Raw genomic sequence first — 15,520 nt, 5'->3', positions numbered from 1 at the left:
GCGAACAGAGAGCGAAAAACCAAACGGGCCATCACAGCGCAATTCCTCGCCCAGGCTGCCTCAATCCCGTTGGAAGGCGCCACTTTTCACGATGCGGCAGAGACCGCGCTTTTCATGGGGGAGGCGTAGGACAGCACTGACAGAGACACGCGACGCAAGCCGCTGTAACGGCAAGGCATAGCCACCCAAAGTCGAAGCATGTCCGCACCCCCTCAACACCCGCCACATGACCTGACGCCCACGGGCGCTGCGCAAGCCTTCGTCAAACTCGCTCGCGGCACGGAAGCCGCTGCACTGCCGGTGCGGGCGGTGCAGTTTGGCGCCGATCGCTTCGCCGAACATGGCCGCAGCCTGGCCGCCGCCCAGCGCGTGGACGACCCGCGCAGCCAGCCTCGCCCCTTCTCACCACGGCTGCGCAGCAACCTGCAGGTCTGGTCCGCGGCACTTGCCGTGCTGTCGGAAGAAGGCCTGCAGGCCGACATCGACCCCGCCCACGCCTGGCTGCTGGACAACGCACGCATCGTGCAACAGCAGCTCGACGAGGTGCTGCACGACCTGCCGCACAGCTATTTCCAGCGCCTGCCCCGGCTGGCCGACGAGCCGCTGCAGGGCCTGCCGCGTGTCTACGGCGTCGCCTGGGCCTGGGTGGCCCACGCGGACAGCTCGCTGGACCTGACCCTGCTGCACCACTTCCTGGCCGGCCATCATGAGGTCGAGGCGCTGACACTGCGGGAGCTGTGGGCCCTGCCCTCGACGCTGCGCGTCGTGCTGGTGGAGAACCTGCGCCGCCTGGCCGAACGCGCCGCCTGGCGTCATCTGGCACGCCGCGCCGCCCAGCGCCTGTTCGAGGCCCTGCCGCATCTGGACGCCGCCGCCGTGCGCCAGCAGCTGCAGCAATGGCAAACCGCCTGGCCGCGCGACCCCGCCCTCACCGCCCTGGCCCTGCGCCTGCATGAGCGTCTGACCGACCGCGCCATGGGCCAGTCCGAGCCACGCGATGCCGAGGACTCGTCCTGGGTCGCCGTGCAGACCTGGCTGGCAGACATGCTGCCCGATCCCGCCGCGGCCCAGGCCGCGGAGCAGGCCGAAAGCGCCGCCGACCACCAGAGCATCCGCAATGCCATCGGCAGCCTGCGCAATCTCGGCGCGGCCAACTGGGCCGGCCTGTTCGAGCATGTACATCCGACGCTGCGCGCCCTGGGTCGCATCGACATCTACCGTCAGGAGCACGAGGCCACGCGCGACATGGCCATGCATGCCATCGAGGCGCTGACGGAAAGGCACAACGTGCCCGAGGCCGATGTGGCCCAGGTGCTGCGCCTGCTCTGCAACGACCCCGGCTGGGCCGAGGATGCCGAAGAACGCGCGCCGCTGTACTGGCTGTCCGGGCCCGGCCGTGCCCGCCTGCTGAGCGAACTGCGCCTCAAGCCCACAACGGGCGAGCGCTTCACCGCCGCACTGCGCCGCCACCGCGCGGCCCTCTATCTGACCAGTCTCGCCGGACTGCTGCTGATGGCCGAGCTGACCCTGCTGCTGCTCGGCCTGCCCGCCGGCGCCCACTGGCCCATGGTGGTGGCCGCGGTGCTGCTGTCGCTGCTGCCGGCCAGCGAAGCCGTCGTCGCCCTGGCCAACCGCCTCATCAGCGAATCCGCCGCACCGGCCCTGCTGCCGCGGCTGAACTGGCCGCAGGGCATCCCGGCCACATCCCGCAGCATCGTCGTCATCCCCTGCATGCTGACGCGGCCCAAAGGCATCACGACACTGCTGGCCCAGCTCGAGCGCCATCACCTCGCCAACCTGGAAGGGGAAGCGCAATTCGCCCTGCTCAGCGACTGGGGCGACGCCAAGGCCCAGCATCAGAACCAGGATGCCGCCCTGCTGGCCCAGGCGCGCGCGGGCATCGAGGCGCTCAACCAACGCCACGGCACGGCCAGCGATGGCCGCCCCCGCTTCCTGCTGCTGCACCGCGAGCGGCGCTGGAGCGAGAGCGAACAGCGCTGGATCGGCTGGGAGCGCAAGCGCGGCAAGACCGAGGCCCTGGCCGCCCTGCTGGCCGGTCAGCCTGCCGAGCAGCTGCCTGACCGCTTCGTCGACCTCGGCGAGCTGTCGACGCCGGCGCCCGGCATCCGCCACATCATCACGCTGGACGCCGACACCGCCCTGCCGCCCGGCGCGCTGCGCGAACTGGTGTCCATCGCCGCCCACCCGCTGAACCGCCCACGCCTGGCCCGCTCGGCCAGCGGCGCCGTCACCGTCGTGCGCGGCCACGGCATGCTGCAGCCGCGCGTGGCCACACCGCTGGCCACGGCCGCCGGCAGCTCTACCGTGCACGGCACCTGGTTCCACAGCCTTTTCGCGGGCCAGCCCGGCCTGGACCCCTACAGCGCCGCCAGCTCCGAGGTCTACCAGGACCTGTTCGACGAAGGCAGCGCCACCGGCAAGGGGCTGATCGACGTGCAGGCCGCGGCCGAGGTGCTGGCCCACAGCCTGCCCGAGGGCCAGGTCTTGAGCCACGACCTGCTGGAAGGCTCGCTGATGCGCTGCGCCGGTGTCAGCGATGTCGTCCTCGTCGAGCCCGCGCCCATGCATGCCGACGTGGCCGCCTCGCGCATCCACCGCTGGACGCGTGGCGACTGGCAGCTCTTGCCCTTCCTCGGCAACCCGCGCCGTTGGGGCCTGCGCGCCATCCATGTCTGGAAGATGCTGGACAACCTGCGCCGCTCCCTGGTGGCGCCGTCGGCCCTGGTGCTGCTGGTGGCCTCCTGGATGGGCCTGGGCCTGACGCCCGCCTATGCCCTGGGTCTGGTCGCCGCAGCCTTCGGCGGCGGGCCGCTGATGGGCGCCCTGGCGGCTTGCGCACCGTCGGGCGAACGCATCTCGCTGCCACGCTTCTATCGCCAGGCCGCCATCGAGCTGGGCCGCGCCATCGGCGGCGTGATCTGGCACCTGGCCATGCTGCCGGCGGCGACCTGGCTCAGCGTCGACGCCATCGTGCGCGCGCTGTGGCGCCAGCGTGTGAGCCACCAGCACCTGCTGGAGTGGACCACGGCCGACGCCGCCGAAGCGGCCGCCCGCACCGACTGGCTGCCGCTGTGGCGCCAGCACAAGCGCCTGACCTTCGCCAGCGGCGCCCTGGCCCTGCTGCTGATGACGCCGGCCCTGATCGGCCGCCCCGTGGACTGGGAACTGGCCCTGCCCATGCTGGTAGCCTGGGCGCTGTCGCCGCTGTGGATAGGCCTGGCCAGCAGGCCGCGCCCGCGCCCGCGCCGCGAGGCGATCAACGACGACGATCGCCAATACCTGCTCAGCGTCGCGCGCGACACCTGGCGCTGGTTCGAGCGCTGGGTCACCAAGGACGACAACGACCTGCCGCCCGACAACGTGCAGTTCGACCCCGACATCGCCGTCGCCCACCGCACCTCGCCGACCAATATCGGCCTGTATCTGTTGTCGGCCTGCTGCGCCCGCGAGTTCGGCTGGCTGCATGACGTCGGCCTGGCCGAACGCATCGGTCGCACCCTGGACACGCTGGACAAGCTGCCCCGCCACCGCGGCCATTTCTACAACTGGATCGACACCCAGCGCCTGGCCGTGCTGGAGCCGCCCTATGTGTCGGCGGTGGACAGCGGCAACCTCTGCGCCCATCTGCTGGTCGTCGCGGCGGCCTGCGAAGGCTTCGCGCACGGCGGCGAAGGCATGCCGCCGCCACCGGCCGTGGCCGAGGCGCTGAACAGCGTCGCGACGCGCGCCCGCGCCCTGGCCCTGGCCCACGACTTCAGCTGGCTCTACGACACCCAGCGCCGCCTGCTCTACATCGGCGCCATCGCGGCCCAGGGCTCGGAGCCCGGCACCGAGAGGTTGGACCAGAACCACTACGACCTGCTCGCTTCCGAGGCCCGCCTGGCCAGCCTGGTCGCCATCGCCAAGGGCGATCTGCCGGCCACGCATTGGGGGGCGCTGGGCCGGCCCTTCTTCTCGCGCGGCCGTGTCACCGGGCTGAAGAGCTGGTCGGGCTCGATGTTCGAGATGCTGATGCCTTCGCTGGTGCTGGACGAGCCCACCGGCAGCGCCCTGGCCGAGGCCTCACGAGCGGCGGTCATGGAGCAGATCCGCGCTGGCCGCGCCGCCGGCCTGCCCTGGGGGGTGTCCGAGAGCGCCTATGCCAAGCGCGACAACAGCCTGGCCTACCAGTACGGTCCGCAAGGCGTGGCCACGTTGGCCCTGCGTGACACGCCGGCCGATGAACTCGTCATCGCACCCTATGCGACGCTGATGGCCACCATGGTGATGCCACGCGCGGCCGTCGCCAACCTGCGCGCCCTGCAGGCCCTGGGCGCCCGCCATGAAGGCGGCTTCGTCGAGGCTTTGGACTACACCGCCAGCCGCCAGCCCGAGGCCCCGGCGGATGCGCCCCTGCAGCCACGCCAGCGCTTCCAGCGCATCGGCACCACCATGGCTCATCACCACGGCATGTCCCTGGTTGCGCTGACCGAGGTGCTGTGCGGCGGTGCGCCACAGCGCTGGGCAGACGCCGAGCCCCGCCTGTGCGCCGTGCGCTGGCTGCTGCACGAACGCGCGCCGCACAAGGTGGCCCCGCTGCGCGAGCCGCCACCGCAACCCACGCGCAGCGCACCGCGCAAGGCCCGCATCTCCCTGGTCGTGCCCGAGCTGCATGGCCGCGCGCTGCCCGCCACCGCCTGGCTGGGCCACGGCAAGCTCAGCGCCATGCTGCGCGAGCACGGCGGCGGCACCCTGGTCTGGGGCGAGCCCGGCAGCCAGGTGCTGGTGAGCCGCTGGCGCGACGACCTCGCGCAGGACCTGCTCGGCCACCACCTGCATCTGCGCGACCTGGACCTGCACTGGAACGGCACGCCCGAGCAGAGCCCCTGGCGGTCCCTCACGCTGCGGCCCACGCCCGGCCCGCAGTGGCGCTACGGCTGCCGGCTGCATCCTGCCAGCGCCCAGTTCACCGCCGAGGGCGAGGAGCTGCATGCCCACACCGAGGCCTGGGTGGCGGTTGAGGACGACGTCGAGCTGCGCCGCATCACGCTGCGCAACCTCGCCAACCGCCCGCGCCGCCTGGCCCTGGTGTCCAGCTTCGAGCCCGTGCTGGCGCCGGCCAAGGCCGACCTGGCCCACCCGGCCTTCGGCAAGCTCTTCCTGCAGGCGCGATGGGAGCCCGGCCAGCAGGCCCTGCACTGGCAGCGCCTGCCGCGCAGCCACAAGGAGCAGGCCCTGCACGCGGTGCACGCCCTGGTGGGCGTGGAGCTGGACGGCGGCGCGCGGCTCGATCAGGTGCGCGCCGGTGCCGACCGCGCCCACTGGCTGGCCCGCGGCGGCACGCAGGGACAGCCCGGCGGCGTCATTGCGCACGCTGGCGTGCAGACCCTGCTCGGCACCGACGTCACCGGCCTCAACAGCGCGGCCGGCTGCCTGGACACCGGCAACGATCCCATCTCGCTGATGCACATGGTGCTGACGCTGCCGCCCGGTGCCCGCATCACGCTGACGCTGGCCACCGCCGCCGCGCGCGAATCGCAAACGCTCAACCACCTGCTGGACAAGCTGCGCCAGCCGGCCCTGGTGGAACGCGCCTTGACGCTCGCCCACACCATGGCTGGCGTGCGCACCCAGGGCGCCGCGCTGGCCCCGGGCGCCTGGCGCGCCGGCCTGACGCTGCAGACCCTGCTGACCTCGCAGGCTGCGCGCGAGGCCCTGCCCCTGCCCGAGACCGGCTTCGAGCGCGACGCGCTGTGGCGCCACGGCATCTCGGGCGACGACCCCATCATCCTGATCCGCGTCGCCGACGCCACCGGCGTCGTCATGGTGCGGGAGCTCTGTGCGCTGCTGCAGGCCCAGGGCAGCCCGCTGCCGGTCGACGTCGTCGTGCTGGACGCCGAGCCGCCCTCCTATCTGGCGCCAGTGTCGCGCGCGTTGCGCTCGCTGGCCGAGCAGCAGGTCTATGGCCGCTGCAAGGTCCATGTGCTGTCCGACGAGACCGTGGGACCGGATACGCGCTTTGCGCTCAACCTGCTGGCCCGCGTGCGCTGGTTTGCGGATGGCCGCCCGCTCGCCCAGCAGCTGGAGCGCCTCGGCATCAACCATGAACAGGCGGCCAAGGCCCGCCGCGGCGCCGGTGCAACGCTGGTGTCCACCGTGGCCCCAGCGCCGGGGGCGGAGACACCGGAGCACGACTTCGACGCCGACAGCGGCGCCTGCCGCTTCGAGCTCACCGAACGCAGCCAGCCGCCGCGGCCGTGGATCAACGTCATCGCCAACGAGAACTTCGGCTGCCAGGTGTCGGAGCGCGGCGCCGGCACGGCCTGGGCCGGCAACAGCCGGCTGCACCAGATCACGCCCTGGTCCAACGACGCGCTGCTCGATTCACCCGGCGAATGGCTGATGCTGCACTGCCTGTCCAGCGGCAAGGTCTGGCTGCTGGGCCGCGCGAGCGCGAAGCAGAACGTGGCCCATCTGCCCGGTGCCACGGCCCTGGCCTTCCAGCTGCCCGGCATGGTGGTGCGGCTGCGCTGGTCGGTGGACGAGAGGACGGCCGTCAAGCAATGCCAGATCGAGCTGCACGCCGCGCCCGGCAAGCCGCCGCGCCCGATGCGCCTGCTGACTGCCGCACAGTGGCAGCTGGGCATGGACAGCAGCGCGCGCCGCAGCGTCGTCACGCGCCTGGAGCCGGCGCAGGGCGACGGCCCGTTGCTGGCCCTGGCCACGCAGGCCGACGGCCTCAACGGTTTTGGCGGCCACACCGCCTGGATGGCCCTGCGCCCGACCCGCGAGGGCGATGCCACGCCCGATCAGATCGACAGCCTGGCCAGCGACCAGGCCCTGTGGCCCTGGCCCAGCGACGCCGGCTTCACGCCCGACCTGAACCGGCCGCGCGCCTGGACGGCCGCCATCGAGGCCAGCGGTGACCGCCGCCTGCTGTTCGACGACGAAGGCCGCCTCGTCATGCCGCATGCGCTGGACGGCCAGGCCGGCCCGGCCACCGACCCGGCCGCCCTGCTGGCCGTGCCGCTGCGCCTGGAGCCCGGCCATGCCTGGCATGCCACGGTGCTGCTCGGCCACGCACCCAGCCTCGCCGCGGCACGCGAGCAGGCGACCGAGGCCTGGGCCGCCGACCCGCTGCGCCGCCTGGCCGCGCAGCGCGAGGTCTGGCGCGCGTTGAGTGCGCCGGTGCAGGTGGACACGCCTGATCCGGCTTTCGATGCCCTGGTCAACCACTGGCTGCCGACCCAGGTGCTGGCCTGCCGCATCTGGGGCCGGGCCGGCTTCTACCAGGCCGGCGGCGCCTTCGGCTTCCGCGACCAGTTGCAGGACGCGATGTCGCTGGTGCAGCACGCGCCCGAACGCCTGGCCGAGCAGATCCGCCGCCATGCGGCGCGCCAGTTCCCGCCCGGCGATGTGCAGCACTGGTGGCATGAGCCCGCCGGCGCCGGCGTGCGCACGCATTTCGCCGACGACCGGCTGTGGCTGGCCCTGGCCCTGGCCCTGTATGTCGAGCGCACCGCCGACACCTCGCTGGCCGACGAGAGCGTGCCTTTCCTGCAGGGCCGCCCCGTGCCGGAAGGTGCCGAGGACATCTACGAAGTGCCGGCCATCAGCGACGAGAAGGCCAGCATCTACGAGCATGCGGCCCGCTCCATCGACGTCAGCCTGCCGGTGGGCGCTCATGGCCTGCCGCTGTTCGGCACCGGCGACTGGAACGACGGCATGAACCGCGTCGGCGCCGAAGGCAAGGGCGAATCGGTGTGGATGGGCTTTTTCCTGTGCGCCGTCATCGATGCCCTGCATCCGCTGGCGATTGCGCGCGGCGAGCAGGCCCGCGCGGCACGCTGGCGCCAGGCCCGCGACCAGCTGGCCAAGGCCCTGGATGCCGAAGCCTGGGACGGCCGCTGGTACCGCCGCGGCTGGTTCGACGACGGCAGCGTCCTCGGCACCCACACCGACACGGAATGCCGCATCGACCTGATCGTGCAGGCCTGGGCCGTGCTGACCGGTGCGGCGGACGCCGACCGCGCCCGCCTGGCCCTGGACAGCGCCTGGCGCGAGCTGCACGACCGCGACGCCCATCTGCTGCGCCTGCTGTGGCCGCCGCTGAAGGACCACCAGCCCGAGGCCGGCTACATCCAGGCCTACCCGGGTGGTGTGCGCGAGAACGGCGGCCAGTACAACCACGGTGCCACCTGGGCGCTGATGGCCAGTGCGAAGCTGGGCCAGGCGGAACGCGCCTGGGCGGCCTTCACGGCCATCAGCCCGGCCCATCGCGGTGCGCATGGGGCGGCTTATGGGCTGGAGCCCTATGCCGTGGCCGGCGACATCGAGACGGCGTCACCGCATGCGGGCCGTGGCGGCTGGAGCTGGTACACGGGCGCCGCCGGTTGGCTGCTGCGGGCCGCCACGGAGTCGTTGTGCGGCGTGAAGCATGCCGACGGCCTGCTGCGCGTGCAGCCCTGCCTGCCGCCGCATTGGAACCAGGCCCGCGTGCGCCTGCAGCACCAGGGCCGTCGCATCGAAGTGCTGGTGCAGCGCGCGCCCACTGGCGCCGGCATGGCACCGCCGCCGGGCTATCGCACCCTGGTGCCGGGCAGCACCCTCGCCCTGGGCGAACTCGAGGGCGATGTGCTGCTGTGGGTGCCGGTGACCGAGACCCCGGTGCGGCGTCCGGAACCCGTCACTTCCTGATGTACCAAAAGCGAAGCGGCCCCGAGGGGCCGCTTTTCACGCGGGGCTTGAAGCGGTCAGACCGTCAGGCTCAGCACCGCGGCAATGACGACGCTGCCCAGCACGACCGTCGTGAAGACGCGCTCGCCGATGGCGGAGTCCAGGGCCTCCAGCGAAGACAGCATGCGCAGGCGGCGGTCGGACAGGGTGCGGCACTGGCGCAGGTGGGCGCCCAGGCTGTCCAGGTGTTGACGCAGCAGATGATCGGTAGCGCGGGACATGGAGGACCTCCTCTGGAAACAATGTCTTCGACTCTAGACACGATGCAGCGCCGTTGCATTCGGACACGAGGGCAGCCTTCTGTAGGGCGGGTCCGACACGTCAGAAATGCCATGAGGCACCATGGGGGCATGAACATTCGCCGGCAAGTCTTACTGCTGCTGACGCTGCTGACGATGTGGACCGTCAGTACGGCAAACGCCGCTCCCGCCCTTCAGGTGGGTTCCAAACGCTTCACCGAGAGCTATCTGCTCGGGGAGATCGTCACCCAGACCCTGGCCCGGCAAGGTGTGACCGCCGAGCACCGCCAGGGCCTGGGCAACACGGCCATCCTGGCGGCGGCCCTGCAGCAGGGCCAGATCGACGTTTACCCCGAATACACCGGCACCATCGTGCGCGAGCTGCTCAAGCGCGAGTCGCCTGCCGACGCGCAGGCGCCGCTGGAAAGCATCAACGCCTGGCTGAAACCGCTCGGGTTGAAGGCCGGCGTGCCGCTGGGCTTCAACAACAGCTACGCGCTGGCGATGCGCGAGGCCGATGCAGCCAAGCTGGGCATCACGACCATCTCCGATCTCGCCGCCAAGGCCCCGGCGCTGAAGCCGGGCCTGTCACACGAATTCCTGGCCCGCGCCGACGGCTGGCCTGCCCTGCAGCAGGCCTATGGCTTGAAGCTGCAACCTGGCAACGGCCTCGACCACGGCCTGGCCTATCAAGCCCTCGCCAGCGGCCAGGTCGACCTCATCGACGTCTACACGACCGATGCCCAGCTCGCCCGCCAGCCGGTGCGCGTGCTGCGCGACGACCGCGGCTTCTTTCCGCGCTATGACGCGGTGCTGCTGATGCGCGCGACGGTGGACGACAAGCCGCTGCAAGGTCTGGCGGGCCGCCTGCCCGAGGCCGAGATGACCCGCCTGAACGCGGCGGCAGAACTGGACGGGCGGCCGTTTGCCGAGGTGGCGCGCGGCTTCCTGCAGTCGGGCTCGGAGCCCGCCGCACGCCAAGGCCTGATGGCGCGGCTGCTGGCGCCCGATCTGACCCAGCTGCTGCTCCAGCACCTGGCCCTGGTGCTGGCCTCGCTGGCCTTGGCCGTCGTGGTGGCAGTGCCGCTGGGCGTCGCTGCCCATCGCCTGCCGCGCCTGGCGGCGCCGGTGATGGCCGTGGCAGGCCTGCTGCAGACCCTGCCCTCGCTGGCCCTGCTGGCCTTCCTGATCGCCGCGGTCGGTCGCATCGGTTTCTTGCCGGCCCTGCTGGCCCTGTTCGTCTATGCACTGCTGCCCATCGTGCGCAACACGCATGCGGGGCTGCAGGCCGTGTCCAGAGGGCTGACCGAGTCGGCCCTGGCCCTGGGCCTGACCCGCGGCCAGACCTTGCGCGCCGTGGAATTGCCGCTGGCCCTGCCGACGCTGATGGCGGGCGTGAAGACGGCCGCGGTGACCAATGTCGGCACGGCGACCGTCGCGGCCTTTGTCGGCGCGGGCGGCCTGGGCGAGCGCATCGTGGCCGGCCTGGCCGTCAACGACAGCACGCTGATGCTGGCCGGCGCCCTGCCGGCCGCCGCCCTGGCCGTGGTGGTGCAACTGCTGTTCGACGCGCTGGAGCGCCGAGTCGCGCACAATGGGCCAAAACAACCTCGGGATCACGGGGCATGAACGTTGGGGCGCGTTGGGGCTGCTGGGCGGCCGCTTGCATGCTGGCCATGGCGACGGCCGCCGAGGCGCGTTGCTCGCGATCCATCCATGTACCCATGGCGCCCATCGGCCTGAGTGTCAGCTTCGACGACGCCAAGCCCCAGGGCATCTATCCGACGCTGTTGCGCGAAGTTGCCGCCGGCGCTCAATGTCAGTTCGACATGCACAAGGTGCCGCGCGCGCGGCTGCAGACCCTGTTCGACGCCGGCCAGGCCGATGTCCTCGTGCCGGCCTCGGCCACGCCGACGCGTGACGTCCTCGGCGAATTCGTGCCACTGATCCAGGTGCGCGCCAGCCTGATCACGCTGGACCCCGAGATGCCGGTGCCGCGCTCCCTGGCGGAACTGCTGGCCCAGCCCGACTACAAGCTGGTCGTCGTGCGCGGCTTCTCCTTCGGCGCGGCCTACGACGGTGCCATCGCCACGCTGCGCCAGCGCCAGCGCCTGCTGGAAGAGGCCGACCCGGCCGGCGTCGCCCGCGCGCTGCGCCAGGGCCTGGCCCAGGCCACGGTGATGACGGCGTCCATCCTGGTCGGCACGCTGGTGGTGGAGCCTGACCTGAACCCACTGCTCAAGCGCCTGCGGGTCGAACCGCTGGAGGAATTGGGCTGGGGCGCCAGCGGTCTCTACCTGTCACGCCGCAGCTTGACCGAGGCCGACCGGCGCACGCTGCGCCTGGCCTTTGGCCAGGTAGCGCGCAGCGGGCGGGTCTGGCAGCTTTTCAACGAGCTGCACCCGCCGGGCAGCCTGGGCGGCAGCATCCGACCGCTGACGCCCTGAGCCTGCTTCAACGCACCTGGCTGTTGTAGTCCAGCGGAACCCACTGCCAGCCCTTGCCGGCCTGGCGCAAACGGCCGACGCCGGGGAAGTTGAAGTGGCTCACCGCCACCAGGCTGCCGTCCTTGGCCAGTTCGGCAAAGACGCGGGCGCGGGTCTTGGCGGCTTGCGCCTCGTCGCCGTCGAAGGCGATGGTGACTTCCGGTGAGGCCAGCTGCACCGACGCGACATGGATGAGGTCGCCGATCAGCACCAGGCGCTTGCCGTCGCTCTCCACCACGTAGACGCTGTGCCCAGGCGTATGCCCATGGGCCTGCGACGCACGGATGCCCGGCACGATCTCACCGTCGCGCTCGAAGGTCGCGAAGCGGCCGGCCTTCACATACGGCGTCAGCGAAGCCTGGGCTCCCTGGAAGAAGCTCTTGGTTTCCTTGGGCGCCGCCTCGGCCTTGTCCTCGGACAGCCAGAAGTCGGCGTCGGCCTTGTCGGCATGCACGGTGGCGTTGGGGAAGACGCGCTGGCCCTCGGCCGCGAGGCCGCCGACATGGTCGGGGTGCATGTGGGTGATGAGGATGTCGTCGATCTGCTCGGGCTGGTAGCCGGCGGCGCGGATTTGCGCCGCGAGCTTGCCCAAGGTGGGGCCGAACAGCGTGCCGGCGCCGGTGTCGACCAGCACGAGGCGGCTGCCGGTGTTGATCAGCCAGGCATTGACCGAAGTCTCCAGCGGCGTCTGCTGGAAGTTCTGCTTCAGGCCCTGGGCGACGCGGCCGGCGGGCGCATGCAGGATCTGGTCGACCGGCAAGCCGACGGTGCCGTCGCTCAGCGAGGTGACCTCGAAGCTGCCCAGCATCAGGCGGTACCAGCCGGGGGCCTGGGTCTTGAGCTGGGGCGCTGCCGCCTGGGCGGATTCGGGCACGGTGACGGTGGCCAGGCCGGACAAGGCCAGGGCCGCGGCGACGGCCAGGCGGCCAAGGGCCATCTGGCGGCGGCGGGAAGGAGTCGGGAAGGGAGTGGAAGGCGTCATGTTGGGCTTCTCGGTGAGGGTGGGATTCGTGAACGGGGTGCATTGTTTTGCTTTGCGTTTCCCGGAACAATCACGCACCACGCAAACCAAGCTTGCGAATTACGCAAAATGATCGAGTCCTTCGAAACCTTTCTGGCCGTCGCCGCCGCCGGCAGCTTTTCCGAGGTGGCGCGCCGCCAGGACGTCGCGGTGTCGTCCGTGACGCGCAAGATCGATGCACTGGAAGCCGAGCTGGGCTCGAAGCTTTTCCACCGCAGCCCACGCCGCCTCTCGCTCACCGACGCCGGCGAGCAATTCCTGCCAAGGGCGCGCCTCATCCTGGGCGAGTTGGCCGGGGCCAAGGAGGCACTGAACGCCGGCGACGCCGAGCCCCGCGGCCTGCTGACGGTGACGGCACCCACGGTCTTCGGCCGCCGCCACGTGGTCGGCGCCCTGGCCAGCTTCCTGAAGCGCTACCCCGACATCGAGGTCGACCTGCACCTCATCGACCAGATCGTCGACCTGTCCGAGCAGCGCATGGACGTGGCCATCCGCATCGGCCTGCTGCCCGACAGCGACCTGCGCGCCACCAAGCTTGCGCAGATCCGCTTCGTCACCTGCGCCAGTCCGGCCTATCTGGCCCGCAAGGGACGGCCGCGCACGCCCGAAGACCTGCTGCAGCACGACTGCATCACCGTCGCATCGCCGCCCGCGCCCAGCTTCGTGTGGCGCTACCCGGGCGTCAACCGCAACCAGCCGCTGCCCGTGCATGGCCGCTACCGCAGCGACGACAAGGACGGCATGCTCCAGGCGGCCCTGCAAGGTGTGGGCGTGTTGCACATGGCCACCTGGGTCGTCTGCGAGCACCTGCGCTCCGGTGAACTGGTGGCCTTGTTCCCCGAAGAGGCCAGCGCCCCGGCGCCACCCGACATGCCGGGCATCCACGCCGTGCGCCTGCCGGGCCGCAGCCATGCCACCAAGGCCAGGCTCTTCATCGACCATCTGCGCACCGAGATCGGCGACACGCCCTGGTGGGACCGCGTGCTGCTGGAGGAGCGGGCGCTGCCGGCCTGAGGGGATCCCTTCCTGCCGATTGGGGATTCACGCGGCGCCACAAGCGCCTAAGGTCACGTCTGTTTGTCGCTGATGGAGGCCGCCATGTGCATTGCCAAGAGCGTCGGGCTGGGTGCCCGCAACGACGTCGCCGACGTCCGCATCGTCCAGGTCCTGCTGAACATGAACAGCGAGGCCTGGAGCGGCGCAGCCATGAAGCAGCTGAGCATGGACGGGCAGATCGGCCCCAACACCATCGACGCCATCCGCGCCTTCGAGACCCAGGCCATGGGCTTGTCGGAGTCCGACGGCCTGGTGACGCCGGGCGATGCCACCATGGCGCGGCTGCTGGCCGGCCTTCCGCCGGGTGCGACCAAGGAGAAGCTCGGCATCGTCATGCCGCGCGCCATGCCCAAGCGCATCGACCTCTATTTCGAACCGCTGGTGAAGGGCATGACGCGCTACGGCATCGACACGCCGCGCCAGATCGCTCATTTCATCGCCCAGCTCGCGCATGAATCCGGCTCGCTGCTGTACTCGGAAGAGCTGGCCAGCGGCAGTGCCTACGACGGTCGCACCGACCTCGGCAACACCCAGCCGGGCGACGGCCCGCGCTACAAGGGCCGCGGCCTGATCCAGCTGACCGGCCGCAACAACTACCGCGACTACAGCCAGTTCACCGGCATTGACTACGTCGGCAACCCGACGCAGCTGGCCGCAGACCCGTTTGCCTGCGTCGACGTGGCCTGCTGGTTCTGGAAGACGCGCGGCATCGGTCCGCTGGCCGAGGCCGACGACGCCCGCGCCGTCACCAAGCGCATCAATGGCGGCTACAACGGACTGGACGATCGCCTCGAACACCTGGCGCGCGCCAAGGCTTTGCTGGGTTTGTAGCCCCCATACCGCGCGGGCAAGAAAAAAGGACTTGTCTCGCGACAAGTCCTTTTTCTTTCTTAATTTTGGTGGGCCCTGAGTGACTCGAACACTCGACCTACGGATTAAGAGTCCGCTGCTCTACCAACTGAGCTAAGAGCCCTGATTCAACTTGGCGTGTGCCATGCTGAGCCAATGATTGTAGCGTGATTCTTTCGAATTACCGCTGGAAATTCTGGTGGGACGTGCAGGATTCGAACCTGCGACCAACGGATTAAAAGTCCGCTGCTCTACCGACTGAGCTAACGTCCCGTGTCAAGCAGAGCCCGCCATTATAGGCAGATTTTTGAGGGCTCCACAAGAATTCCTTGAATTTCTTGTCAGCCCGTTTTCCGGGCCAGGTGCAGGCGCTGCAATTCGGCCGCAGCGCACAGGCCGAAGGTCGCCGTGACGGTGACGCTGGAGCCATAGCCATGGCAGTTCAGGCTGCCGTCGGTGCCCCCGATGTCGCAGGCGTCGCCCTCGCCCTGCTGCGGCAGATGCACCGGCTCGCGCGAGTAGACACAGGCCACATCCATCTTGCCGGCACGAGGCGCAGCGTGATGCTTGCGCAGGCGCTGGCGCAGCGAGGCCAGCAGCGGGTCATGCGTCGTCGCGCTGAGGTCGTCGAGCTGCACGCGATGCGGCTCACGCTTGCCGCCGGCTGCGCCGACGGTGACGAAGGGCATGCGCTGCTCGCGCGCCCAGGCCGCCAACGTCGCTTTCGCACGCACCTGGTCGCAGCAGTCGATGAGGCCATCGAACTCGGCGCCATCAATCAGCGCGGGCCAGTTCTCGGGCTCGACGAATTCCTCGATGACGCGCACGGCGCAGCCGGGATGGATGTCGGCGATGCGCTGCTTCAGCGCCTCGGCCTTGGCCATGCCGACGGTCGAACCCAGGGCCTGGATCTGGCGGTTGATGTTGGATTCGGAGACCTGGTCCAGGTCGATCAGCGTCAGCGCGGCGACGCCGCTGCGCGCCAGCGCTTCGACGGCCCAGGAGCCGACGCCGCCCAGGCCCACGACGGCGAATCTCGCCGTGCGCAGGCGCTGGTAGGCGGCATCACCGTGCAGGCGACGCAGGCCGCCGAAGCGACGCTCCAGATCAGCGTCGAGCTGATCCTGATCCAT

At 70.6% G+C, this 15,520-nt stretch carries 8 protein-coding genes and 2 tRNA genes; 5 read left to right on the top strand and 5 right to left on the bottom strand.

All coding sequences use genetic code 11. The features are described 5' to 3' along the window. Nucleotides 1-198 precede the first annotated feature (198 nt). Nucleotides 199-8,697, top strand: coding sequence for a GH36-type glycosyl hydrolase domain-containing protein (locus tag ACS5PN_RS22475; RefSeq protein WP_439466234.1), 8,499 nt, complete (start codon nucleotides 199-201; stop codon nucleotides 8,695-8,697). A gap of 56 nt (nucleotides 8,698-8,753) precedes the next feature. Here the strand turns inward: ACS5PN_RS22475 and ACS5PN_RS22470 are convergent, their stop codons facing one another. Next, nucleotides 8,754-8,957: a hypothetical protein gene (locus tag ACS5PN_RS22470; protein ID WP_439466233.1), complete on the bottom strand. Its 204-nt coding sequence runs from the start codon at nucleotides 8,955-8,957 to the stop codon at nucleotides 8,754-8,756. Between the two features lie 129 nt (nucleotides 8,958-9,086). Between ACS5PN_RS22470 and ACS5PN_RS22465 the strand changes: the two genes are divergently transcribed. Together ACS5PN_RS22465 and ACS5PN_RS22460 are read left to right on the top strand one after the other, a co-directional pair. Beyond that, on the top strand, nucleotides 9,087-10,604 hold the full coding sequence (locus tag ACS5PN_RS22465) for an ABC transporter permease/substrate-binding protein (RefSeq protein WP_439466232.1): 1,518 nt from the start codon (nucleotides 9,087-9,089) through the stop codon (nucleotides 10,602-10,604). After that, complete coding sequence (locus ACS5PN_RS22460) at nucleotides 10,601-11,422, top strand: substrate-binding periplasmic protein (RefSeq protein WP_439466231.1); 822 nt, start codon at nucleotides 10,601-10,603, stop codon at nucleotides 11,420-11,422. Before ACS5PN_RS22465 ends, ACS5PN_RS22460 begins: the two co-directional genes overlap by 4 nt. A 7-nt stretch (nucleotides 11,423-11,429) precedes the next feature. Here ACS5PN_RS22460 and ACS5PN_RS22455 read toward each other — a convergent pair whose 3' ends face one another. Next, on the bottom strand, nucleotides 11,430-12,443 hold the full coding sequence (locus ACS5PN_RS22455) for an MBL fold metallo-hydrolase (RefSeq protein WP_439466230.1): 1,014 nt from the start codon (nucleotides 12,441-12,443) through the stop codon (nucleotides 11,430-11,432). Between the two features lie 108 nt (nucleotides 12,444-12,551). Here ACS5PN_RS22455 and ACS5PN_RS22450 point away from each other — a divergent pair, with 108 nt between their 5' ends. Beyond that, nucleotides 12,552-13,496 carry a LysR family transcriptional regulator gene (locus tag ACS5PN_RS22450; RefSeq protein ID WP_439466229.1) on the top strand — a complete coding sequence of 315 codons (945 nt, stop codon included), beginning with the start codon at nucleotides 12,552-12,554 and terminating at the stop codon, nucleotides 13,494-13,496. 84 nt (nucleotides 13,497-13,580) lie between these two features. Then, complete coding sequence (locus ACS5PN_RS22445; protein ID WP_439466228.1) at nucleotides 13,581-14,369, top strand: glycoside hydrolase family 19 protein; 789 nt, start codon at nucleotides 13,581-13,583, stop codon at nucleotides 14,367-14,369. Between the two features lie 66 nt (nucleotides 14,370-14,435). On the opposite strand, the gene ACS5PN_RS22440 is transcribed toward ACS5PN_RS22445, so the two are convergent. The 3 genes from ACS5PN_RS22440 to ACS5PN_RS22430 form a co-directional block, all read right to left on the bottom strand. Beyond that, nucleotides 14,436-14,511 (bottom strand) — tRNA-Lys (locus ACS5PN_RS22440). Nucleotides 14,512-14,584: 73 nt separating this feature from the next. After that, nucleotides 14,585-14,660: transfer RNA gene (locus ACS5PN_RS22435), tRNA-Lys, on the bottom strand. A gap of 68 nt (nucleotides 14,661-14,728) precedes the next feature. Then, a complete protein-coding gene (locus ACS5PN_RS22430; RefSeq protein WP_439466227.1) occupies nucleotides 14,729-15,520 on the bottom strand; it encodes a tRNA threonylcarbamoyladenosine dehydratase in 792 nt (263 codons plus the stop codon).

The organism is Roseateles sp. NT4 (assembly GCF_051857475.1).
GTDB lineage: Bacteria > Pseudomonadota > Gammaproteobacteria > Burkholderiales > Burkholderiaceae_C > Pelomonas.
The sequence above is the reverse complement of the archived record's forward strand: the minus strand, read 5'-3'. Positions and strand labels throughout refer to the sequence as shown.

Excerpts from the sequence above, each read along its gene's own strand:
- ACS5PN_RS22445 (WP_439466228.1), top strand. The coding sequence starts at position 13,581 with ATGTGCATTGCCAAGAGCGTCGGGCTGGGTGCCCGCAACGACGTCGCC.
- ACS5PN_RS22460 (WP_439466231.1), top strand. The coding sequence starts at position 10,601 with ATGAACGTTGGGGCGCGTTGGGGCTGCTGGGCGGCCGCTTGCATGCTG.
- ACS5PN_RS22470 (WP_439466233.1), bottom strand. The coding sequence starts at position 8,957 with ATGTCCCGCGCTACCGATCATCTGCTGCGTCAACACCTGGACAGCCTG.
- ACS5PN_RS22455 (WP_439466230.1), bottom strand. The coding sequence starts at position 12,443 with ATGACGCCTTCCACTCCCTTCCCGACTCCTTCCCGCCGCCGCCAGATG.
- ACS5PN_RS22475 (WP_439466234.1), top strand. The coding sequence starts at position 199 with ATGTCCGCACCCCCTCAACACCCGCCACATGACCTGACGCCCACGGGC.
- ACS5PN_RS22465 (WP_439466232.1), top strand. The coding sequence starts at position 9,087 with ATGAACATTCGCCGGCAAGTCTTACTGCTGCTGACGCTGCTGACGATG.
- ACS5PN_RS22430 (WP_439466227.1), bottom strand. The coding sequence starts at position 15,520 with ATGGATCAGGATCAGCTCGACGCTGATCTGGAGCGTCGCTTCGGCGGC.
- ACS5PN_RS22450 (WP_439466229.1), top strand. The coding sequence starts at position 12,552 with ATGATCGAGTCCTTCGAAACCTTTCTGGCCGTCGCCGCCGCCGGCAGC.